Here is a 22,622-nt window from a genome sequence, read left to right on the forward strand (position 1 = left end):
TTTTGAAATTAGAATGTCACATTAACTCCAAAGTTGTAATTTTTAGGAACTGCATACCGTCCGTCATCCCTTCCGCCTTCCTCGGGGTTCAACCCTTTGTAGGCAGTGAAATAATGAAGATTGTTCCCGGTGAAATTAAACCGGACTCCATTTAAACGGAGCTTCTTTACTATCTCCATGGGAACAGCGTAACTCAACGTCAGTTCTCTGACGCATAGAAAATCTCCCGATTCAAAAAACACCGAATTACCGGTAGTTGCCGTGCCATTGAAATTATTTCGTTGTACCCGTTCTCCACCCCAGTAGAAGCGTGAATACTCTGCCACGTCTCCCTGTTCTTTCCACGAATTCTCATATTTATCAACCGTCATGTTATTGTCACCAAATAAATTGGTATCAATAAACATCTTGGCCCAGTTAAAGATGGTATGGCCCGTCGTATAGTCCATGCGTACATAGAGATTAAAATTTTTGTACGAAATATTATTCGAGATCCCTCCAGTCCATACAGGAAACTCCTGCCCCATATACGTCTGATCCCGGCTGTCAATGACACCGTTTCCATCAAGATCTAACCACTCGGTATCCCCTCCATATTTGGTTCGGTTGGAAGACACGATCCACATATCGGTCGGCGCATTTGCCGCAGCTTCATCGGTGGGATAAATTCCGATTTGCTGTCTGCTATACATTTCTCCCAAGCGGCCCCCTTCCTGTAGGCCTCCTTTCCACACATAATCCTGTACTCCCGGATCCCATACCAACACACCGCCCACTCTGTTGCGCTCCACGCCATTGGGAGGCAATCGAAGTATTTTGTTCCTTACTTTTGATGCGTTAAAACCCAAGTTCCACTGTACCCGAGAATTCCGGGGTAGTACCTGGGCTGAGAGCTCCATTTCAAATCCGGTATTTTCGAGGCTTCCCAAATTTGTCTGTACGCTGGCAAAGCCCGTAGACTGAGGTAGTGGCAAACTAGTAATAAGGTTATCAGTCACTCTCCGGTAAACATCCACTATGAAACTAAGTCGATTGTCAAAGAGGCTAAAATCAGTACCTAAATTGACGGTTCGGGATTGCTCCCACTGCAAATCGGGATTGGGAATGATGGTGTTTTGGATAGCCGGAAGACCTGCGTACCTGGCTCCTACGCCATAAGCCCCCTGTGCAGAAAAGTCTCCTAAACCACCAATGTTTCCATTTTCCCCGTAACTGAGCCTAAGCTTCATCTTCAACAGATTCTCGGGGATTGCATTTTGCCAAAAATCCTCTCGATGTAGGTTCCATCCGGCAGATATTCCGGGAAAAAAACCCCATTTATTGGCTGCGCCCAAGTTCGATGCACCGTCATAGCGCATGTTAAGGGAAAAAAGGTACTTTTGGTCAAAATCATAGTTTACCCGTCCAAAATACCCCAAAATCACCTGATCGGTAATAGAGCTGTTTACCGAAGTGGGCTCACTCGAAGCATTCAGGGTGGGAATCAGGTCGGTCGAAGCTCCTCTTCCGGCAGCACTCATGGAATTGATATTCCTATCAAAATAAGCAAACCCTAATTTGGCATCTAAATTATGGGAAACCCCAAACGTTTTTCCGTAGGATAACACCAAGTCTGCCTGCCGCTGTCTCCACTGATAGGTTGAGGCATTTGCCACACGGGTATCCACGAAATTCAATGGGCCATTCAGGAATCCCGGTTGAAAGCTGTAGGAGTTGTTATTGATGTTATACATCGACAATTGGGGATCAAAAGACAATCCAGGAAGAATATCCCATTTTGCCCCGACGGTATAGGTGGATTTTTCACCGGTACTTTCAGCCACCCGGTTATTTAGAAAATACAACGGATTGCCAATATTTGCCGCAGTACCAGGCGCAAGTGTCCCATCTTCAAAATAAATCTTAGTAGTTGGCGCGAGTCCTGCCGAACGGTAAAAGGTTACTGCTGTTGACTGCCCTGTAGTATTCGTGGTGTTATAGGTATACAAAACCCTGCCATATATACTCAGGTTATCTTTAACTTGGATGTCCCCGTTTAGGTTGAAGGTCAATCGATCGTATTGGGTGGTAATAACCGTTCCTTCGTTGCTAAGGTAGCCAAGGCCGGCGTTAAAGGTTGCTTTGTCCGTACCACCTTGCACACTGACATGGTGATTTTGGGAAACACCAGTCTGATAAATAAGCGATTGGATATCATTGTCCTGAAAAATGAGGGTTCGGGAAGGATCTACCGGATCCGGCATGCTTTCCCATCCTTCGTTAAGTTTGTGTTCGTTTTCCGGTGTCAGGTACTGTGTAGTAAACGCCGTGTTGTTTGATAAATCATTTCCGGTACCAAAGCCATTGGGAAGCGTCAATCTGATCGTCTCATCGGGAAATTTATCCGGACGGATATGGCCTAAGCGATACGCGGTCAAGTATTGCCGGGCATTTGCCATTTCATAGAGCTTTCCAGGCTCAGAAAATGTCAGGTCGTATCGGTAGTTTACACGGGTCTGTCCGGCCTTGCCGGATTTTGTTGTGATGATCACGACCCCATTTGATGCCCTAGCTCCGTAAATCGAAGTGGCAGCAGCATCCTTGAGTACCTGCATGTTCTCAATATCATCTGCCGAAATATCGTTCATATCGGGCCGGATTACTCCATCTATGATAAAAAGCGGCGACGCTCCATTTGGATTATTGATGGAAGTACCGCCTCTTACGATTACTCTAGGAGCTGCACCGGGTTGACCGGAAGTACTCTGAACCCTGACACCCGAAACGGTCCCCTGCAACGCAGAAGCAGCATTGGGATAAGGAACGGCTTGTAAGGCTTTGCTATCGACTTTTGTGACAGCCGTCGTCAAAACCTCCCGGGACTGCTCACCAAATCCAATCACCACGACTTCTTCCATGTCCGAGAGGGCGGACTCCAAGCGAACATTTATCTGGCTCCGTCCACCAAGTACCTCCTCCACGGTACGGTATCCAATAAACGAAAATACCAATGTGCTGGAATTCTGAGGCACATTGATTGTATACCCTCCATCAATGTCTGTAATGGTACCAACAGAGGTTCCTTTCACCAAAACATTTACGCCCGGGATAGACTCCCCATCACTGTCTGTAACAGTGCCACGTACCACACTGCCTGTCTGCGCATGAGCCAATTGGGACAGCAATATGCAGAACATCAGTAAGATGCATTTTTCCCAAATAATTGGAAAACGTACAGATTTCTTCATAGGAAAATGATTTAAATTTGGATTTTTCATTTATCCTACCAAAGTTATTGCAGACCCTTCCCAAAGGCTTCTACTTTATTTTATGATATCAATACAATCTTACCGTAAGTTTTATCGCCAAATTTAAAATCGGTAAAAAGCACCTCGTAACACAAAAAAACCGGACGGGCCGGTATAGGTGGTAAAAAGATCAAGGAATTAACGTATGCTATCTAGCAAGTTTGATGCAGATGTAAACGTCTATGTTAAACTACCCGCCGTGTATGGGCATCTCATCAGAACTTAAAATGCGGAGGATTTCCCTCCGACCAACTATTCCATTTCTTTTCTTAGAATAAATTTCGCCTTCACCAGCTGATTTTTGACCGTATTTTTTGAAATCATCAGGATATCCGCGATTTCGTTATAGGACTTTTTCTCAAAGTAATTCATCTCCAAAATCTGCCTCCGTTTAGGAGAGAGGTTCTTGATGATACTTTCCAACTTTGTCAGATTTTCCTCCTTTGCCTGGTCACAACCATCCTCCTCGTGTTGAAGCCTTTCCCAAAAACGTTCCTTCAGGCAATTATTCCTGTTTAACGCTTTTAAATAATCAAAAATTTCGTTCTTGACCGCGGTAAAAACGTAGGAATTGAAATTCAGCTCCGGCTTGATATTTTTCCGCTTTTTAAGGATTTTCATGAATACCTCGTGGTAAATATTTTCTGCCTCCTGTTCATCCTTAATAATGGAGACGCTGAACCGAATCACGGGCATTCGATAATATTGATAAATCTTTTCGAAGGCACGGTTGCTACCCATTCGAAAATCTTCCAATAGTGCTTTGTCAGGTTGTTCCATAAGTTAAAGATTAAATCGTGCGCTTTTCAATTACCACTTTCATTTGCGAATCAGCCTTGGAGGTCGACTAGCTAATTATTTCATGAATATCCCATTTTTGGGAAATATAATCTGCGCAAATCACGAATATTAATCTTCATTTCACGTAAACACCCGATTTGCTACCCTTTGAAAATGAATAGCTTACAAAAAACACCTCAAAAAGAAGTTGATAAATTAAAAAATTCGAGACAAAATGAACCCTAAATTACATTATTGTTAAAAATAGACTAGGTTTTTTAACAAAGGTGAAAATCACGGCATTTTGTTATTTTTTTGTTAACCGAAAAAACTCCCAGAAAAATGAACCTTGCCAAATAAACACCTGATTTTCGATCAAAAATTAAAATGTTTTAAAAAATACATCAAATAAATTTGGCGCAACCGATTGCAACTATGCCATTCCCAAACAATCCCATCCCTACTTGCTTCCACTAAAAAAGTCCCGAAATATTATAAACTTCGGGACTTCTTTACGGGAAGCAACTATTCATTGCTGAGCGTTACCGACCTACTGGCATTTCCCGATGCATCAAATACCTTGAGCTTAACCCCTCCCTGCACCGAAACGGGAACCGTATACAATGCAGAAGTAGGAGTCGGTTCTGATCCGTCGGTTGTATACCGAATGGCTAGCCCTGGAAAATCCACGTTTGCGTAAAGCATGCCATTTTCCAACTTGGCACCGGGGGGGGCGATTCGAAGCTCATACCCCTCGTTCCATGAAGACAACTTCGGAAACTCCCTGCGCGCAACCGTATTGGCAAATACATTCCAGCCCGCGGCTATCTGTGCATTTCTAGTCCCTTCCTGCTCAATAGTCTCCCAATCTCGTTCCCTCGCCCAGGCGCTTTCTGCATAGCCAATAATCTTAGGCACGGTGTAATATTCCACCATATCCCTTCCCTTGATCGTCTCGCTCCATAATTGCGCCTCCAGTCCGATGATATTCTTTCTAGCCTCAGGCTTGATCTTGACCATTTCCGCTCCCGCGACCTCCATATTCAGTTTTTCGCCAAATGAGGTCTGAAAGGTGGTCTTGAACCAATCGAAGGGGGCAAAAGTCCACGCATTTTTGGTATCCACAAACCCCGCCCAGTAAAGACCGGGCTCTTTGGGATCATTGGAATAGGCAAGGTCAAAGTAAAAATTGGAAACATTGCACAAGACCACTTCATAGCCTGCATTGGCTAGCTGATAGCCCATATCGGGGTAATCAAACATGTTGTTCCATATATAAGGTATCACCCGTTTGCCCACAAACTCCGGATTGGGGACATAACTTCCGTCAGGCTGTTTCTTGAGGGCCATCTCCTCCCATACGTGCACTTCCACATCCAATTTTTCCAACCGCTTTAGTAACTCCCTAAAAAAATAGGCTTGCAGGTTTTTTGGATCATCTATATCGGGCAGTTGCCGGAGTAACTCGGCAGCCATTGGCGACTTTGTCCAAGCACCCTCGGGCACCTCGTCCCCACCAGCATGGATTTTGGTCAGTTTTAGGCCTGCCTGCTCGTACATTCGGGCTATCTCATCCATGACCTTTTCGTAAAAACGATAGGTAGATTCCCTCGCAACCGAAACCGTATTGTCTTTAAAAGATTGCGCAGACAAATATTCGGAACGGTCATCCGGATCAATAAGGCGGTATTCGTTTGCTGCTTCTTCATCTCCCAGCGCCATATATTTTTCATATCTGGCCTCCATGGATTTGATCGCCGCCCGAGCATGTCCCGGAAAGTTCAGCTCTGGGATAACGGTTATATGCCGTTCTTTGGCATACTTTAAGATTTCAACAAAATCCGCCTTGGTGTAATAGCCACTGCCATGCTTTCCCTCCGCATACGCAAAAGGCCCTGAACCATACGCGGGATGCAAGGCCGGATCATGCATATCCGCCACATGGTGTCGTTGCGCACCCACCTCGGTCAACTCAGGCAATCCTTCGATTTCCAATCTCCATCCTTCGTCCTCGGTAGTGTAAAAGAGAAAATGATTAAGCTTGTAATGTGCCATTAGATCCAACATGCGCAAAATGGTTTCCTTGCTCTGAAAATTTCGGCTTACATCCAAATGAAGGCTTCGAAATGAGAAACGGGGCGCATCCATCACCTTCGCCTGCCTTAAGTCCAAAGGCAATTTTCGCCCTAAAAAAACCTCCGGACCCAACCATGCCAATAAACTCTGCACACCATAAAATACCCCAGAGGCATCCGAACCCTGAATCCGTATATGTTTTTCAGCAATATCCAATTCATAGGCCTCTTCCTTTTTGCCATCCACTACGATCTCTCCCAACCCCATATAGATGCCTCCTTCTGTCAAGGAACCAGCCTCCATTTTCAATAAAACACCGGTAATCTCCCTTAGTTTATCCTGCAAATAGCTCGCCTCTAATTCCAGTCCATCTGCATAGTAGATCCCGGTTTCTTCGGTAAGGCTAAAAACACCGGGCTTGTATTGCAATTGAAAAGGAGTGGGCAAAATCGGATGCAGATCCTCCTTATTTAATAGCGTCAGGTTCTCGTTTTCTACAAAACGCTGCTGGGCCGAAGCCGGATCCTCCCTATCCATGTGTCCACGCAGCAACTGCTCATTCCGGTAAAACGGCGATACGGTAAATTGGTCAAATGGCAGTATCTCCATCTCTTGGCCCTGCCCATCATAAAACACAAAGTACAACCCCATAGGCGCATCCGACTCTTTGATCACCCCTTCTACTCCCCGATAGGTAAAGGATAGGCTGCCACCTGCGGGAAGTTCAAAATCCGGCCCCGGACTGACCTCGTACCAGTCTCCATTTATATGCGAAATTTTGGCAATGGATTCATCGGGATAAGGCAGAATCCTACGAGGCGACATATTAAAAAACAGCTTCCATCCATTGCTCCCCAAATCCCGGCTCCCTTCGTTGTGAAAGACGAACTTCGCTTCAAATTGGCCGCTCTCTTCCAAAAAATTACTTACTAGCTCCCACTTGATCTTTATATCCTGCAAATCCCCTTCCCAAGAGGGATTCCCGCCGCAGGCATAGAAAAAAACCAAAGGAAGGAATAAACAGAAAACGTTGAGTTTTTTACGCATAAATCGGTATGTTTAAATAGCCTTAATAATACGATACCTAGTATTAAAACGACTATCCAAACTCAAGAAATTATCCTATGACAACACAGCATGCCCGCTTGATTTCCCTCGATGCCATGAGGGGATTCACCATTGCGGCAATGATTTTGGTCAACTACCCCGGCACTTGGGATCATGTATATGCCCCCTTACTTCACGCTTCGTGGAACGGTATCACCGTGACCGATTTTATTTACCCGTTTTTTCTATTTATTGTCGGCGTCTCCATCGCGTTCGCCTATACAAAACGACTTCAAACCAACGCCCCCAAAGGGGATCTATATCGCAAAATCGTTATTAGGACAATAAAGATCTTTGTGGTCGGCCTAATACTTAACCTAATTCCCCACTTTGATTTTTCGGATATGCGGATAGCAGGGGTGTTGCAGCGAATAGCCATTGTTTTTATGGCCTGTGCATTTTTATTTTTAAATACGAACTGGAAAACCCAGGCCTATTTGGGGGCCGGTATATTGGTTTTCTATTGGCTGGCCATGACGCTGATCCCAACCCCGGGCTATGAAAAAGCCATGATGGAACCCGGAATAAACCTCGCCGCATGGATGGATACCTACATCCTACCGGGCAAAATGTGGGAGGGCACTTGGGATCCGGAAGGGTTTTTCAGCACCCTACCGGCCATCGTGACGGGAATTTTGGGCATGCTCGCCGGGCACCTGTTGCTAGGCACCAAAACCCCCCAGGAAAAAGCGAACTACCTCATGGCTATCGGGGTGCCCATTGTCCTGCTTGGCCTGCTGTGGGCTCAAGTATTTCCTATCAATAAGCACCTTTGGACCAGCCCATTCACCTTAGTAACCGGCGGTGCAGGCTTTATCGTATTGGGGGCCACCTATTTTTTGGTGGATATCCTAGGCAAGCAACGAGGTACCTCCGTTGGAATTATCTTCGGAGCAAACGCCATCACCGTATATGTTCTGGCAGATGTCCTCTCCTTGGTATTTTACAATGAGCAGGTTCTCGGCGGACTGAACAATCAATTTTTATCGGGCGCCACTGCTATAGGCCTATCCATCAAACTGGCCAGTATGCTCTATGCCATCTTATTCGTATCCATCAATTTTATACCTGCCTATTTGCTGTTCAAACGAAACATCTTCATCAAGCTGTAACCTACCAATCCATGCTCGAAACATTCCAATCAAGCCTAAAAGCCGCTTTCATATTGATCTGCGTTGGCGCTCCTTTGTGGGGTAATTCACAGACCGGGAGCATACACGAACCGGTTAGGTATGTAGGCGGCGTAACTATAGACCCAGCCCTCCACGAAGGCCGGTTGAGGTATGCAGTGGGGGTGGAAAGCAGGCAGACACTACGGGTAAACCGCAGCAAACCGGAATTGGCAGAGGGATTTGGCTGGACTTATAACCACGCCTCGAGTCTGGCTTACTGGGAAGGACACTTCTACCAGCAGTACCTGAGCAACCCCGTCGATGAACACATCGCTCCGGGGCAGACGCTATTGGTGCGTTCTCCGGACGGCAGAAATTGGAATAAACCTCAAGTAATTTTCCCTCCCTATGAGGCTCCGGAGGGTGTAGAAATACCGGAAGGCTACGACGGCTACATGATGCATCAGCGCATGGGGTTTTACGTGGCTCCTAACGGTAGACTACTCACGCTCGCATTTTACGCCCATGCCGAAGAACCCTTTGAGGAAGGCGGCATCGGAAGGGTAGTGCGGGAAATCCACAAAGATGGCAGCTTTGGCCCCATTTACTTCATTCGTTACAGCACCCACACCCAGTGGAACGAAACCAATACCCGCTATCCGTTTTATACCCGTTCTACGGACAAGGGCTTTATAGAAGCATGCGAGGCACTGCTAAAAGACCGCCTGATCACCCTGCAATGGCGGGATGAAGACAGGGGGCTGGATGGCTTCTACGACGGAGATGAGTACGGCGGATCGGCATTTTCCTTTTTTGAGCGGAAAGACGGAAATATCGTTGGACTATGGAAGCGGTCGCATACCGCTCTTTCCTTCGACGGTGGGAAGAGCTTTTCCAAATCGGTAAAAGTACCTACCCTTACCATGGCAGGCGGGAAAGTATGGGGACAAAAAACAGCCGATAACCGCTACGCAATGGTCTATAATCCAATCGATCTGGATGAATACAGGTATCCACTTATCACCGTTTCCTCAGACGACGGGGTCATCTTTGATGACATGGTGCTTGTGCAGGGAGAGGTACCTCCCAGGCGTTATTTTGGCAGATGGAAGGATTTTGGCCCCTGCTACGTGCGGGGCATCGTGCCGGGCAACGGAAATCCTCCCGGTGAGGACATGTGGCTGACCTACTCCATGAATAAGGAGGACATGTGGGTAAGCCGGGTACCGGTGCCGATAAGGCATACCGTAAGGGGTAGTGTTTCAGACAATTTTGACCGGCTTGCCCTAGGAGGAGCGGTACCGGAATGGAACATTTATGCGCCTCAATGGGCCCCGGTAAATTTAGTGCAAAGCCCTTTAAAAGACGGCCTTTCTCTGGAACTGAGGGATGAAGACCCCTATGATTACGCAAGAGCGATCCGAATATTTGAAGAAAGCACCACTGCCGACATACGGTTTCAGGTGTTCGCCCCGGTGGAAAACCAAGGCATGCTGGAGATAGACGTAGTAGATCAATTTGGCAACCGACCGGTAAGGATCAGCATGAATGAAGCTGGTAAGTGGACCGCTGTGGACGGGTACTCCGAGAAGACCTTGAAAAACTACCAAAAAGGAAAATGGCACAACGTCCGAATGATCGTACATGCAGGCTTTTTTGGCAGCTACAGCCTAGAAATAGACGGCGAGATGGTAGTGGAAAACGCACCATTGGCCGAGGGCGTTAAGTCTGTTGAGCGGCTTTCATTCCGAACAGGACCTTACAGAGACCTGCCAAACCGGAAAACACCCAACGAGGATCCGGAACCGCCCCTACCTGGTGCTGACGACAAAGAAACATTGGGTACCTTTTTGATCGACGAGGTCACCATCAAGAAGTAACGTGCCTAGCTGCTGAAAAGGACTGATTTCCCACATAATAATACGGAGCCTAGCATTGGACAGGAAAGAGGCAGTTGTTTATTTGACTTCCTGCAAGGTCACCTTACGGCCCCGGAAATCAACGCTGTCTCCTGCTTTCATCCCCCAAAGTGCTTCCACCAAAGGAGAATCTTTGGAGACCAACTGGTAGACATCGCCGTCGAATTCGACTTTGCCAACTGGTACAGACACCCATATATTGCCTATGGGCAACCTAAGCAAGGCACCATCTTGTACCGTAGCAACCGGCTGCACCGGCACCTCCTTGAGTTGCCGCTGCATCTGAGTGAGGCTGGCGTATTGCTTATCTAACAGCGTTTGACTTTGGTGAATAGACTCCCTGCCGGACTCGTACTTGTCTCCCGCTGGGTTTTTTTCCTCTCCATCAGAGGCTTCCCTCAGTTCACCCAATTGTTTTAAAATATCATTAAGGGTATCCGTGAGTTGCGCCAATGCATGGTTACGCAATTGGGTTTTGGTATCCGTTGATGCTGTTAGGTTCATAAATGCAAAGTTGCACATTTAAACTGCAAAACGGCGACTAGGGTTGGGTCTGACTGGATTTATTTTTTTCGAACTATTACAATGCCCTGATACTATCCAGAAAACAACTAGGAGATGCTAGGTTTTAATGGTTAAGCGCAAACAGAACACGTTTGATTCGCTCCATTAACGTGTTAAACTCAATTTGTCTCGTGTAATACACTGCTGCTATGGCCTTATACCGAGCTTCAACCCTTCTTTTTGTTCAAGATTGCTCAGCAGAAAGGCCTCATTCTGGTTACAGTCATATGCCACTAAGGCCTAGACCTGTAGAATTTGATTTGGTAAAAAATGATAGCGTAACCAATGACAAGTGAACTGATAAAGAAAATCCGATAGCCTGGTTTCTCTTGAAATCCACTTGTCAACGGAAGCAGTGTTCCCAAAAAACAAAGGAAAAGGAGAACCAGAAGCAAAACTTTTTTAGTCTTTTGCATATACATTGAAATAGCCCTTTTCAATTAACCTAAACGCTTGTTCGCACTATTGAATCAAATGAGACGCTCGTCAACTGCGCAAACTAGCCTTTTTTACTGAAAAAAAAATTGGCTAGAAGCGTATTCATTACGGTAATGAACTAGTAAAGAAAGTTCATGGGCCGAAATGGCACTCAGCAGACAATAACTAAACCGGAGCGAAAATTCAAAATATTTATTGTCAGTGAATTACGACAAAATTAAATTCAAATGAAATTTAAGACCATGCACACAACAGCCTTTAAAATTGATTATCTTGGCCCGTGAACATGGATCCGCCAACGTATGACAGCGCCAAAACGAATCTTACTATTATTCTTTCATCCCAGGTTTGAAGATAGCAAAGCGAACAGCATCCTATTACAGGAAATATCAAACCTAAAAGATGTAACGGTAAAAGATTTGTATGAACTCTATCCGGACTTCAATATTGATGTCGACCTTGAAAAACGAGACCTTGAAGCTCATGATGTCATGGTTTGGATGCATCCATTTTACTGGTACTCCTGTCCTCCATTAATGAAGCAGTGGATAGATTTGGTATTGGAAATCGGATGGGCATATGGTCCTAATGGCAACAAACTTAAAAACAAGTGGGTTTTGCAGGTAATTACCGCAGGTGGTGATTTTGAAATATATCAGAAGAATGGCCGAAACAGATTCACTTTTCGGGAATTATTGGCGCCATTTAATCAAACAGTATACTTATGTCAGATGCTTTACTTACCTCCTTTTATTATACCATCAGCATCCCGACAACTTGAATCTGATTTAATTGCCTACGGAGGGAAACTCAAAGAGATTCTAACCCTTGTAAAACACCCCGATGTAGATGCTCACAAACTTTTAAATATTGATTATTTAAATCACCTTAATACGGAACGATGGAAGGAGACATTCTTCAAAACGCCCTGATATTTTTAGGGGTTTCACTTTTGACCGTGCCAATAGCCAAACGACTAGGGATCGGAAGTGTACTGGGATATCTTTTGGGCGGTATATTCATTGGCCCTTATGTATTGGGTTGGATTGGTAAGGAAGGTGAGGACATCATGCATGCCGCTGAATTCGGAGTTGTGATGATGCTTTTTGTCATTGGCTTGGAATTGAATCCAGCTTCTTTTTGGAAAATGAGAAAATCGATCGTTGGTATGGGTTCGGGACAAATGATCTCAAGCAGCATTCCCATTTTCCTTGTTTTTTACATTGGACTGAACCTTTCATGGCAAAGCAGTTTGGCTTTGGCCTTGACAATGGCCATGTCATCTACTGCTATTGTCCTACAAACCCTCAAAGAAAAGAATCTTGGCAATGCAGCCGCTGGTAAATCTTCATTTTCAATACTATTGTTCCAAGACATAGCTGTCATTCCAATTCTTGCCTTGATCCCATTGCTCGCCACCAATATTCCTGAGGTTACTTCGGTATCCGCCCATGAAACTTGGGTAGATGGACTTAGTGCCCCAATGACCACTTTGGTGATCATTGGAGTTGTTACGTTTATTCTATTGGCCGGTAAATATGCAATAAACCCCGCTCTTCATTGGATAGCCAAAGCGCGTATGCGGGAGTTATTTACCACTTCTGCCTTATTTATCGTTATTGGCGTAGCATGGCTTATGGAGCAAATTGGAATAAGTGCTGCATTAGGCACCTTTTTGGCTGGAGTTATGCTGGCAAACAGCGAGTTTAGACATGAATTGGAGAGCGATATAGATCCTTTTAAGGGTATTTTATTGGGATTGTTTTTCACAGCTGTTGGATCTACTGTGAATTTCGATCTGATTTTTAACGAAACGACTTCTATCTTACTATTTGTCGGTGCCATTATGGCCATTAAAGCAGGGGCTCTTTTGTTGGTAGGCAAATTATTCAAACAAAAATTCGATCAGCTGATTCTTTTGGCATTACTGCTCTGCCAAATGGGTGAGTTTGCATTCGTATTGGTTGCGTCCATTAGTTCTTACCAATTGATAGCCAAAGAAATGGTGGATTTTTTGGTAGCAGGTGTCACGTTATCCATGTTGTTTTCACCCATATTCCTATTCCTACATGAGAAACTCATTTCCCCGAAATTTGGGGTCAAAGAAGCACAAAAATCCAAAAAGGAAGATCATATAGATATTCATAACCCGGTGATCATTGCGGGATTTGGACATTTTGGCAACACCTTAGGGAGATTTCTAAGAGCGAATGGCGTCTCAGCCACGATTTTGGATCATGACAGCAATAGAGTCGCGTTTCTAAGAAAGATGGGGTTCAAAGTTTATTATGGAGATGCCACAAGAGTCGATCTCTTAGAAAAAGCGGGGATTGCAGAGGCAAAAATATTTATTTCGGCACTTGATTCCCCCGAAAAGAACAATGAGCTCGTAGATATATTACATCAACATTTCCCCCACGTTGAATTGTATATGCGGTCAAAAAACAGGTCTGACGCTTATGAGTTGTTGGAAAAATCCGTTAAACATGTCTATCGCGAATCATTACACACATCTGTTCAAATGGGTGTAGATGTACTGGAAAGATTGGGTTATAGAAAATATACTGCCACACGAAAAGCACTTTCATTTATCAAATACGATGAAGAGGCATTGTCCAAACTAGCAAAAACCCGCAAAGAAAAAGAAGGCTATATATTGCAAGCGCGTAAAGAAATTGAGAACCAGGAAAGGCTGCTAAATGCGGATAAGTTATTTGATTTGAGATTATCAGACCATGCCTGGGACAATAAAAAACGAACAGACTAGACCACCAGCTCCGGAAACAATTACTTTTGACGCGTAAATAAGAATTGAATGTCCACAAAAGAATGGAGAAATGGCCAATAAGAATTACCCATGTCTTACAAAACACTTCATATGGTTGCGCGCTTTTTCACCCCCCGCCGTTTGGAAGGCATAAAGTACGCATTTTGTAGTGGTCGTAAGCTACAATCCATCGCACAGCTTTCTAGACGTGCACCATTGAAGGTTTCAGCAGGACCAACCAATCAATTTACCGATCAGGAAGCGTCTCATTGTAATAATAGGACAAAGCACCGGACGGACACTTATTGATCGTCTCTATAAGTTCCTCTGTAGGAGCTGCCTCCGGCTTAATCCAAGGTTGGGTTTTTGGCTGAAATACATTAGGGCTGTTTTTCACACAGTTGCCAGAATGGATACACTTCGCTGATTGCCATACAATCGTGATTTCACCATTGCTGTACTCCTTTTTTACATCTTTGGGATTCATACTAGTTGGATTTTATAGAACATTGCTATTCTCAGGAATTTTCTTAAATATACTATTGGCAAAAGGTGCAAGCTATATCACCTTCAATTTCCGACTTCTAGCAAAATCAATAGTAAGCGTGTGCTTTACCCAACACCTTTACCTTTCAAAGATTCGTCTAAAACAATGTCATCGATGATGATAACATCATGTCCCGCCAAGGCATTGGGCACTACCGCTGCTCCGTTTATTCGGTAAAAATGTTGAATTTTCCATTTTGGCTATTGTCCCCTTGCATACCTTTCATGCAGCGTTAGCCAATGCCACAACCTGCTTCTTCAACGCCACGTTCATTTCTTCAAAACCTTGCATGATATCAGTATCCAACTTTTTAGCCATCATTCCAACAAGTATGCCCTTGAACAGCTCTCCGTGTATAAAGGTAGTGCTACCATCTACATTTTCCAATAGCTCAAAGAAATGTTCCCCATCAAATATGCCTGGAATGAGCATGTGGCCTAACCATCGGAATTCCTGAGCTTGCCTAAAAGCCAAAACCTTTGGCTTGAAAATCATTGGTTTATCACCTTGAGGCCCTAGCAATACTTTAATTTTTCTCCTTCCGCTACGTCACCTGTAATGGACCTAATGAAGGGGTTCCATTCAGAGTGATTTCTTTTCCATCTTCATTTGCGAAAATCCTAATCAAACCCGTTTTGATAAAACTCATGTTATTTGATTCCTGACCTTGCTTTAGAAAATACTCCCCTTTTTGAAGCTTTCCCTCATGAAATCTCTCCGTTACAGCCTTCAAGTCTACTTGCTTAAGGACACCGAAATAATCTTGGATGTAGTGGTCTAGTAAAGTCATTGCTAATCATTTTATTTCTCAAAAACAAAGTAAATAAATAAGCTTTGGTCCTTTTTATTAATGATAAAATAGACTTGGAACCATACAAAATAAATGGTAATATATAAATATTTATTCTTTTTCTTCTATGTCCTTATATTTCTTATATATGGTTTAAATTTTTGTAGTATAAATTTTCGACTTAGACTCAGGAATAAGAGGTCTTCCCTGAAGTGCCTGATACAAGGTAAACGTTGCCAAAGCCGCATAGAGTAAACCCACTACAAGCGTCAGCTTGGTGTTCTTCAATACATAAAATGCCAAGATGGGTAATACCTGCAAGGCATGCATGCCGATAAAGTGGGCAATCCTCAGATCCCCCACCAATCTACTCCAACCGACAATAAACAAGTTGGAATTATCATTGCTCAGGCCAACGGTATGACTCATGCGTCCTCCCATCAAGAAACCCTGAAAAGAGAAAATCGCAAAAATCACTATCCCCAATCGGATTCCCCAGAGGTAATAGCTTGGTAGAGCCGGAAATGAACCTGCAAAAAATCGTAAGCCCACATATGCGGTGTAAATAGTAACCAACGTGGCAGCCAATGCCATAAGGGAAAACATTATGGAGTAAAACGGGGTGCTAACATTGTAATGGGATATCTTGCCCTGTCCCGCCATCAAGGCGATGTAGCCTATTTCAAATCCCAAAAAAAGGATAACCGACCAATTGAAAATACTTATGTTAAAATCAGTCAGGTAGAAACAATACCAAGCCATGGCCCAAACAAACAGAAACGTGGAAAAGGCAAACTTGAAAGGTTTAAACCAGGCATTGACCTGATAAACCTGCACATTGGAAATCCTGGTCATCACCAAAAAGACCAAAGAGAGCAGCAAACACAAGAGCCCAAAATAAAAGAGCGCTGCATTCCTTTCCTTCAATTCATAAACAAAGTCAAGCATAATCATTATAATTTTGGACTGGCCAGATTTTTCTTGATCTTCATCATGATAGCAGATGGTGTCACCCTTGGTAAATTGGAGATAAACCAATTATTAAAACCAACAACCTTCTTTCCCTTTCCAGAAAGCAATAATTTTACACCTGCTTCTGCTACATCCTTTGCTGGAACAGGCATGTTTGAGCTCATGGCATTAGTTTTCCTCATCTCTGGAGTATGAAAGGGAGTTTCAACAGTCCCTGGACATAAAGTCGTAACTATAACTCCTGAATCTTCAAGTTCTGCTGCAACAGTTTCTGAGAAGGCCAAAACAAACGCCTTGGAAGCAGAATAGACTAAGCAATAAGGAAAAGGTATAAAGGACAACAGTGATGCTACATTCATGATTCTACCTGATTTTCGTACAGCCATATCCTGAGCAAAAAGCTTGGTAAGTATCATCAGGCTACTGATATTAAGGCTTATCATGTTCAATTCCTTCTCCAAAGAAGTTTCAAGAAAACTCCCATAGTCCCCAAAGCCTGCATTGTTGACCAAGTGACTTACCTGTAGCTCTTGGACTTTGATAATATTGTAAAGTTCTTGGGTAGCTTCTATATCGGAAAGATCAACTTGAAAATACTTGACCTCATTTTTGTATTTAGCAGATAATTCCATCTGCATCTTTTGCAGAACATGTACCTTTCTTGCCACCAAAATCAGGTTGAAATTTTTAGCAGCCAATAGTTGAGCCATTTCATAGCCTATGCCAGAGGAAGCTCCTGTGATTAAAATGTATTCCTTCATTTGTATAGTGTTTAAAGTGATTCGATTTTTGGTGGAATTAACTTGTACATCACGGGCGTCACAATCCTCGAAAGGATGGTGGAACTGATCAGCCCTCCAACCAGGACGATTGCCAACGGTGATATTTGTGGATTAGGGTTGAGAGCAAGGGGCAAAAGTCCTCCAATAGCAGTTAAAGAAGTTAGTACAACGGGTAAGAATCGCAGTTCGCCAGCCTGCTCGATCGCAGTCTGTAAATCCACTCCTTCTTTGCGCAATTGATTGGTGAAATCAACCAACAGTATGGAATTTTTTACTTCTATCCCTGCTAAGCCAATAAATCCTATGATGGCGATAAAAGACATGGGATTGCCTGTAATCCAAAGAAGACTGACACCTCCGATAACTCCCAATGGAATTACTGATAGTACAATCAAAAGCCCCTTGAAAGTCTTAAATTGCAATATCAACACAGCCACGAAGAGGAAAACTGTCAGCAATATCACAGTGATAAAACCACCTCCGAAGGCATCATCTTCGCTTTCAGTTTCTCCGGATAGTTTATAATAGTACCCGGCAGGCATTTCCATGGCATCCAATTGCGGAACCACTTCAGCCAAAACATCATTGGCCAATACTCCTTTGCGGGTAGAAGAGGTGACTTTTACAAAGCGGTTTTTATTGAAGTGGTTGATGGTTGTGGGTGAAGTTTCAAAATCCAAGCCTGCCAACTGCTTGAGTGGAATAGCTGCTCCTTGGACATTATTGACAAACAGATCTCCCAAGGCATCCAACTCTCTGTATTTTCCTTTTGGGGAAGTGACAACAATATCAAAATCATCTCCAATTTCATCGGTATAAGTCCCCATGGTGAGTCCTGCCACAGCCAGGCGAACCGTTCTGTCAATATCTACTGTGAACACCCCCAAGGTTCTGGCCTTTTCCTTGTTGATAGTGATTTTTAAATCTGTTTTGAGGGTATTCAATTCATTGTTAATATAAAGTGCCCCACCGCTAGCGGCTAAAATCCTTTCCACTTCAAAGGACAACTTGCGCAGACTGTCGAGATTTTCTCCAAACACCCGAATGGAAATTGGTGCCTCGATTGGTGGTCCCTGCTCAAAATCCTGAACTTCTATTTTGGCATAAGGAAAAACGGCAAACTGATTCCTAAGCTGATTGATCAATTTGTTTTTGAGCACGGGTTTGGCATCAGGATCCATTTGAATGAAGATTTGGGCAAAGTCAAATTTTTCCTCCTGCTGGGGCACATTGTAATAAATCTGCGGATTCCCTTTTCCCACATTGGTTGAAAAGTACCGGATCAATTCATTTCGCTTCAAGCTATCTTCCACCATTCTGGTAATTCTATTGCCTTCATGCAAGCTGGTTTGTAAAGGCATTTTTACATTGACCAAAAAGATGGGTTTTTCTGAGGTAGGAAAGAGTTTAAAACCGATTACAGGGAAAAGCAACAAGGATACCCCAAATAATAAGAACGAAATTGCGAGCGTTTTCACAGGGTTATTCAAAGACACTTTCATCACTTTTGCATAAGTGGCTCCGATTACTTTTTTCAACGTACGGAGAAAAATATTTCCCTCTGGATTTTCATATTCCTTCAAAAATCTGCTGGAAATAAAGGGTACTATGGTCAGGGATACTACCGTAGAAGCCAGTACACTGCAGATCACAGCAAGTGGCAACCCCCGGACAAAATCTCCAGGCCCTCCAGGTAAAAAGACCATCGGAAGGAAGGCAATAATCAATGTTGCAGTCGTTGCAATGACTGGTAAGGTGATCTGCTTGGTGGCTTTGATGGCTGCTTCCTTTCTGGTAAACCCATCTCTCAACCAACGCTCGATATTCTCCACTACAACAATACTGTCATCTACCAGCAGACCAAGTGAAACCACTAGCCCCACAATACTCAGCTGATTCAGTGAAATACCGAAAGCGTTTAGGCCAACCAAACCTAAGGCTAAGGATAGCGGGATGGCCAACATCACCACCAAAGAGGCACGAATACCCAAAGGCGATAGCGTAAACAATACCAGCACAATGGCAATCAAAAAGTCAAGTCCCAAACCGGATAAACGTCTGGAAACATTCTCAGCCTGGTCAAAATGCTTATACAGCTTAATATTATCGGGTAAACTACTTTCAAATTCCAAAATGATAGGTTCATATTTGGCTTGGGTACTGGCTATATTACTTCCAGTTTTTTGAGCGGCACTTACCAAAACAGCTCGTCTACCATTTAATCGGGTGATGTGTTTTTCATCTTCATACTTAAAATCAACCTCAGCAACCTCCTTCAATAAAATGATTTTACCATCGGCAGTACTCACCACTGTATTTTCAATTTCCTCAAGGCTAGTAAACTTCCCACTGGTTTTTACATTGAAGGTCTTGTTACCAGCGGTAACACTTCCACCAGGAATATTGACAGCTTCGCTTTGGATACTGCCCAGAACCACATTGAGGGGAATCTGAAATGCTGCAATCCTATCCAGTTTTAGATCAATCCGAACTTCTTCATCAGGTACTCCCGATATTTTTACTTTTTTGAGATCGACTACTCTTTCCAGCTGATCCTGAAGGTCTTCAGCCTGCTTCTTAAGCTGTCTGTAGGAGGCATTTTCACTGACCAAGGCCACTTGAAGAATATTCACATCGCTGGGATCTACTTTTCGGATTTCAAAGGACAATATATCTTCTGGCAGGTCATTGCGCAGCGCATTTATTTCCCGCACTACTTCCTGATACTTGTCATCCACATTAACCCCATACTTAAATTCTACCCGGATCACCGCCAGCCCATTTTCAATAGCTGTTACAATTTTATCAATGTTCTCTAGTTCATAGATTTTGTTTTCGATAGGTTTCACCACCAACTCCTCCATATCCTGTGGATTGGTACCAGGATAAACCACTACGATTGGGTAGGTAGGTGGATTGATTTGCGGGTCCTCTGCCCTGGGCATGGTCAGCAAGGTCACTACTCCAATGACTGCCACCATTACAAACATCACTAGGGTAAACTGGTAGTTTTTCACTGAAAAATCTGTGAGGTTCATGGTTGTTGCTTTATGAATTGAATCGTAGAAAACTCATTTAGAAAAGCAGAGTTCCCCAAGACGATTTCGCTTACCCCCTCCAGGCCTTCGCTGATGCTGACGCCTTTGTCGGCAAAGCTCTCTATCAACACGGGTTGTTTCTTGACCCGATTGGTACCCATTGGTACAAAGACAAAAGCCTTTTTTCCATCTGCTTCGATCAGCGCTTCATAAGGGATTAATTTGGACTTCTGTTGCAATCCTGTTTGGATAATGGCTTTTCCAAACATCCCTATCGCGGGAGATTCAGTCAAGTTTTCCAATTTGAGCTCTACCTGAAAAGAACCAGTTCCCATGTCTGCGGCACCTGATTTCCTAAAAACTTCTCCCTCCCACCAGCTATCTGGAAATGCCTCCAGCCTCACCTTGGCTTTGTTTCCCATGGATACCTTTGCCCACTCTTTGTCCGAGAGACCTATTTTCAATTCCCAGCTGTCGTTCCCATTTTCACTGCATGCCAACACAGGAGCTCCCCCGGCAATGACCTCGCCTTCATTGGCCATTTTTTTCACCACAAATCCGGGCTTGTCCGCATAGATACATGCATATTTTTTGTTGAAAGCTACGGTGGATAGTTGCTGTTCGGAAAGCTCCAGCACTGTTTTCGAGTTTTGCAATTGTTCTAGTGTGGCCACACTGTCCGCAAACAAATTCTGAACACGTTGGTAATCCCTTGAGGCCTTATCGACGGCCAATTGTGCCTGCAGATGGCCTGCATCGATTTCAGTCAATAACAATTGAGCAATCAATTTCCCTTTTGGAAAAGACTGACCTTCTTCAACAAATATTCTGTCAATTACACCCCCGATTTTAAAAGCATATTTAACGTCGTTGATACTGCTAAGTAGTCCTGTACCGGTGACATGGGTTTCCTCTGTAGTTTCTTCTAAAGTGAACAAGGTTACGGATATGGCATCATACCCTTCCTCTATTTCCGAACGTTGGGCTGAGGAAGAACATGCAAAAGCAATAAAGCTAGTAAGCACGACTAGGGTCCCAGTTTTTAAAGTTTTCATAATCCTTGAGTGTTTAGATTGAAGGAAGCACTGGCACGCTCGATTTCCGCTATATTGATATGACAATCAAAAAGGGAAATATTCTCCTGGAGTTGAGCAGTAATGAATTGATTTTGGGCGTCCAATAATTCTATAAAAAGGATCTGCCCCGATGCATACAGTTTCCTGGAATCCTCATAGGTTCTTTTAGCACTTTTAGCTTGGCTAACATTTCCCAAATACTGGCTATAGGATGCTTTAAAATTATTTTGGCTCACGATCAAAGCCATATTTAGCTGCTTAGAAACCTGATCAATAACTAAAGCGGTTTTTGCTTGGTCTACTTTGGCTTTTTGTACCTGAATTCGATTTTGCCCACCGGAAAAAATGTTCCATCGGGTAGAAAGACCGAAAAAATAATAGCGGGTCTGATTGTTGTATTCCCAATCAAAGCCCTGTGATCCAAGATCCATGAATGCAGAAATTTGCGGTAGCAAGTAGGCTCTGGATAGATCCAGCTTGTGTTTATCTACAGTGGCAGATACAATCAACTGTTGCAGTTCTTCTCGTTGCAAAAAGGAATTATGATCAATTAATGTCTCATGGAAAGGCAAGGTTTGCTGGGTTTCAAGGATCTGCTCGTTTAAATCCCGGTTTAGTAGGAAATTGAAATAAACGTTTGCATTATCTGATTGCTGGAAAGCCGCTTCCAGTTCATTTTGAAATCGGATTACTTCATGGGATGCCCTTACTACAATGGTGTTATTAACCATTTCGTTTTTAAACAAAGCCTCGTTGATGCGTTTGCTTTCTTCTGCAAGCTGCAAAGCTGTCTGGATAATGCGTACGGCCTCAACGGTTTTGAGGTAGTTGTAATAGGCAATTTTGATTTCCTTTACCAACTCCCTTTTATAAATAAGCAATTCAAAAGCTGCAAAGTCCGCTAAATCTGACTGAATTCTTTTATGGTATAAGAGTTCTGCTTGAAATATTGGTAAGGCGGTTCTTAACCGCACGTCATAAAAATTATTGGGATTCAAAAGTATCCGCTGATTATCAAGCATAGGAAACGTTTGGCTTTCGGTTAGTTGATTCAAAGTACCATAAATGGGGTTGAGCAGATCACCCGCAGGAAAATCTACCGTTCTACCCCCTCCTGCCAAAAAGTAATCTGTCTCAACGCTCACTCTTGGAAAAAATAAACTTCGAGCTTCTGATAAGACTAAAATACTTTTATCAAAATCAAGTATCCTCCCTTGCACCTGCTGATTAGACGCTAGGCCTTCCTGAATATAGCTTTCAAGAACACTTTGGGCATTGGATACTTCTAGCATCCCAGTCGCCAACACGAATAATAGTATTTTTCTCAAAATGACCTATGTATTTAAATTGAACATTGTTCATTTACC

Annotated in this window: 16 protein-coding genes; 4 read left to right on the plus strand and 12 right to left on the minus strand. The window is 43.6% G+C overall.

Annotation, left to right across the window (positions count from 1 at the left end):
• Positions 1–8: 8 nt before the first annotated feature.
• From IAQ59_RS05085 to IAQ59_RS05095, 3 genes are all read right to left on the minus strand, one after another.
• Entirely contained in the window at positions 9–3,227 is a 3,219-nt protein-coding gene (locus tag IAQ59_RS05085; protein WP_209329699.1) for a SusC/RagA family TonB-linked outer membrane protein, read from the minus strand.
• Positions 3,228–3,539: 312 nt separating this feature from the next.
• Positions 3,540–4,067, minus strand: a complete 528-nt coding sequence (locus IAQ59_RS05090) for an RNA polymerase sigma factor (protein WP_209329700.1) — start codon at positions 4,065–4,067, stop codon at positions 3,540–3,542.
• A gap of 525 nt (positions 4,068–4,592) precedes the next feature.
• Positions 4,593–7,190: a family 20 glycosylhydrolase gene (locus IAQ59_RS05095; protein ID WP_209329701.1), complete on the minus strand. Its 2,598-nt coding sequence runs from the start codon at positions 7,188–7,190 to the stop codon at positions 4,593–4,595.
• Positions 7,191–7,267: 77 nt separating this feature from the next.
• On the opposite strand from IAQ59_RS05095, the gene IAQ59_RS05100 reads away from it, so the two are divergent.
• Positions 7,268–8,362, plus strand: a complete 1,095-nt coding sequence (locus IAQ59_RS05100; RefSeq protein WP_209329702.1) for an acyltransferase family protein — start codon at positions 7,268–7,270, stop codon at positions 8,360–8,362.
• Positions 8,363–8,373: 11 nt separating this feature from the next.
• Positions 8,374–10,242, plus strand: coding sequence for a sialidase/neuraminidase family protein (locus tag IAQ59_RS05105; RefSeq protein ID WP_209329703.1), 1,869 nt, complete (start codon positions 8,374–8,376; stop codon positions 10,240–10,242).
• Between the two features lie 78 nt (positions 10,243–10,320).
• On the opposite strand, the gene IAQ59_RS05110 is transcribed toward IAQ59_RS05105, so the two are convergent.
• The gene (locus IAQ59_RS05110) at positions 10,321–10,785 is read right to left on the minus strand and encodes a hypothetical protein (protein ID WP_209329704.1); all 465 of its coding nucleotides are present in this window, start codon (positions 10,783–10,785) and stop codon (positions 10,321–10,323) included.
• Positions 10,786–11,585: 800 nt separating this feature from the next.
• On the opposite strand from IAQ59_RS05110, the gene IAQ59_RS05115 reads away from it, so the two are divergent.
• Together IAQ59_RS05115 and IAQ59_RS05120 are read left to right on the plus strand one after the other, a co-directional pair.
• Positions 11,586–12,215 carry an NAD(P)H-dependent oxidoreductase gene (locus IAQ59_RS05115; protein ID WP_209329705.1) on the plus strand — a complete coding sequence of 210 codons (630 nt, stop codon included), beginning with the start codon at positions 11,586–11,588 and terminating at the stop codon, positions 12,213–12,215.
• Positions 12,185–14,050: a monovalent cation:proton antiporter-2 (CPA2) family protein gene (locus IAQ59_RS05120; protein WP_209329706.1), complete on the plus strand. Its 1,866-nt coding sequence runs from the start codon at positions 12,185–12,187 to the stop codon at positions 14,048–14,050. The genes IAQ59_RS05115 and IAQ59_RS05120 overlap by 31 nt, the downstream gene beginning before the upstream one ends.
• Before the next feature lie 247 nt (positions 14,051–14,297).
• Here IAQ59_RS05120 and IAQ59_RS05125 read toward each other — a convergent pair whose 3' ends face one another.
• The 8 genes from IAQ59_RS05125 to IAQ59_RS05160 all read right to left on the minus strand — a co-directional run bounded on the left by IAQ59_RS05125 (position 14,298) and on the right by IAQ59_RS05160 (position 22,583).
• Complete coding sequence (locus IAQ59_RS05125) at positions 14,298–14,537, minus strand: (4Fe-4S)-binding protein (RefSeq protein WP_209329707.1); 240 nt, start codon at positions 14,535–14,537, stop codon at positions 14,298–14,300.
• 282 nt (positions 14,538–14,819) lie between these two features.
• The gene (locus tag IAQ59_RS05130) at positions 14,820–15,092 is read right to left on the minus strand and encodes an SRPBCC domain-containing protein (RefSeq protein ID WP_209329708.1); all 273 of its coding nucleotides are present in this window, start codon (positions 15,090–15,092) and stop codon (positions 14,820–14,822) included.
• Positions 15,093–15,141: 49 nt separating this feature from the next.
• Positions 15,142–15,387 carry a cyclic nucleotide-binding domain-containing protein gene (locus IAQ59_RS05135; protein ID WP_245189440.1) on the minus strand — a complete coding sequence of 82 codons (246 nt, stop codon included), beginning with the start codon at positions 15,385–15,387 and terminating at the stop codon, positions 15,142–15,144.
• Between the two features lie 153 nt (positions 15,388–15,540).
• Complete coding sequence (locus IAQ59_RS05140; RefSeq protein ID WP_245189441.1) at positions 15,541–16,335, minus strand: hypothetical protein; 795 nt, start codon at positions 16,333–16,335, stop codon at positions 15,541–15,543.
• 5 nt (positions 16,336–16,340) lie between these two features.
• A complete protein-coding gene (locus IAQ59_RS05145; RefSeq protein ID WP_209329710.1) occupies positions 16,341–17,120 on the minus strand; it encodes an SDR family NAD(P)-dependent oxidoreductase in 780 nt (259 codons plus the stop codon).
• A gap of 11 nt (positions 17,121–17,131) precedes the next feature.
• Positions 17,132–20,179: an efflux RND transporter permease subunit gene (locus tag IAQ59_RS05150; RefSeq protein ID WP_209329711.1), complete on the minus strand. Its 3,048-nt coding sequence runs from the start codon at positions 20,177–20,179 to the stop codon at positions 17,132–17,134.
• Positions 20,176–21,234 (minus strand): efflux RND transporter periplasmic adaptor subunit, encoded by a 1,059-nt coding sequence (locus IAQ59_RS05155; RefSeq protein ID WP_245189442.1) that lies wholly within the window; start codon positions 21,232–21,234, stop codon positions 20,176–20,178. Before IAQ59_RS05155 ends, IAQ59_RS05150 begins: the two co-directional genes overlap by 4 nt.
• Positions 21,231–22,583 carry a TolC family protein gene (locus tag IAQ59_RS05160; RefSeq protein WP_209329712.1) on the minus strand — a complete coding sequence of 451 codons (1,353 nt, stop codon included), beginning with the start codon at positions 22,581–22,583 and terminating at the stop codon, positions 21,231–21,233. Before IAQ59_RS05160 ends, IAQ59_RS05155 begins: the two co-directional genes overlap by 4 nt.
• Positions 22,584–22,622: the final 39 nt, after the last annotated feature.

This window comes from Lunatimonas salinarum (assembly GCF_017811155.1).
Lineage (GTDB): Bacteria > Bacteroidota > Bacteroidia > Cytophagales > Cyclobacteriaceae > Lunatimonas > Lunatimonas salinarum.

Coding starts and splice junctions, on each gene's coding strand:
- IAQ59_RS05135 (WP_245189440.1), bottom strand. CDS start 15,387: ATGACTTTACTAGACCACTACATCCAAGATTATTTCGGTGTCCTTAAG.
- IAQ59_RS05150 (WP_209329711.1), bottom strand. CDS start 20,179: ATGAACCTCACAGATTTTTCAGTGAAAAACTACCAGTTTACCCTAGTG.
- IAQ59_RS05105 (WP_209329703.1), top strand. CDS start 8,374: ATGCTCGAAACATTCCAATCAAGCCTAAAAGCCGCTTTCATATTGATC.
- IAQ59_RS05095 (WP_209329701.1), bottom strand. CDS start 7,190: ATGCGTAAAAAACTCAACGTTTTCTGTTTATTCCTTCCTTTGGTTTTT.
- IAQ59_RS05155 (WP_245189442.1), bottom strand. CDS start 21,234: ATGAAAACTTTAAAAACTGGGACCCTAGTCGTGCTTACTAGCTTTATT.
- IAQ59_RS05145 (WP_209329710.1), bottom strand. CDS start 17,120: ATGAAGGAATACATTTTAATCACAGGAGCTTCCTCTGGCATAGGCTAT.
- IAQ59_RS05130 (WP_209329708.1), bottom strand. CDS start 15,092: ATGATTTTCAAGCCAAAGGTTTTGGCTTTTAGGCAAGCTCAGGAATTC.
- IAQ59_RS05110 (WP_209329704.1), bottom strand. CDS start 10,785: ATGAACCTAACAGCATCAACGGATACCAAAACCCAATTGCGTAACCAT.
- IAQ59_RS05100 (WP_209329702.1), top strand. CDS start 7,268: ATGACAACACAGCATGCCCGCTTGATTTCCCTCGATGCCATGAGGGGA.
- IAQ59_RS05085 (WP_209329699.1), bottom strand. CDS start 3,227: ATGAAGAAATCTGTACGTTTTCCAATTATTTGGGAAAAATGCATCTTA.
- IAQ59_RS05115 (WP_209329705.1), top strand. CDS start 11,586: ATGACAGCGCCAAAACGAATCTTACTATTATTCTTTCATCCCAGGTTT.
- IAQ59_RS05120 (WP_209329706.1), top strand. CDS start 12,185: ATGGAAGGAGACATTCTTCAAAACGCCCTGATATTTTTAGGGGTTTCA.
- IAQ59_RS05125 (WP_209329707.1), bottom strand. CDS start 14,537: ATGAATCCCAAAGATGTAAAAAAGGAGTACAGCAATGGTGAAATCACG.
- IAQ59_RS05140 (WP_245189441.1), bottom strand. CDS start 16,335: ATGCTTGACTTTGTTTATGAATTGAAGGAAAGGAATGCAGCGCTCTTT.
- IAQ59_RS05090 (WP_209329700.1), bottom strand. CDS start 4,067: ATGGAACAACCTGACAAAGCACTATTGGAAGATTTTCGAATGGGTAGC.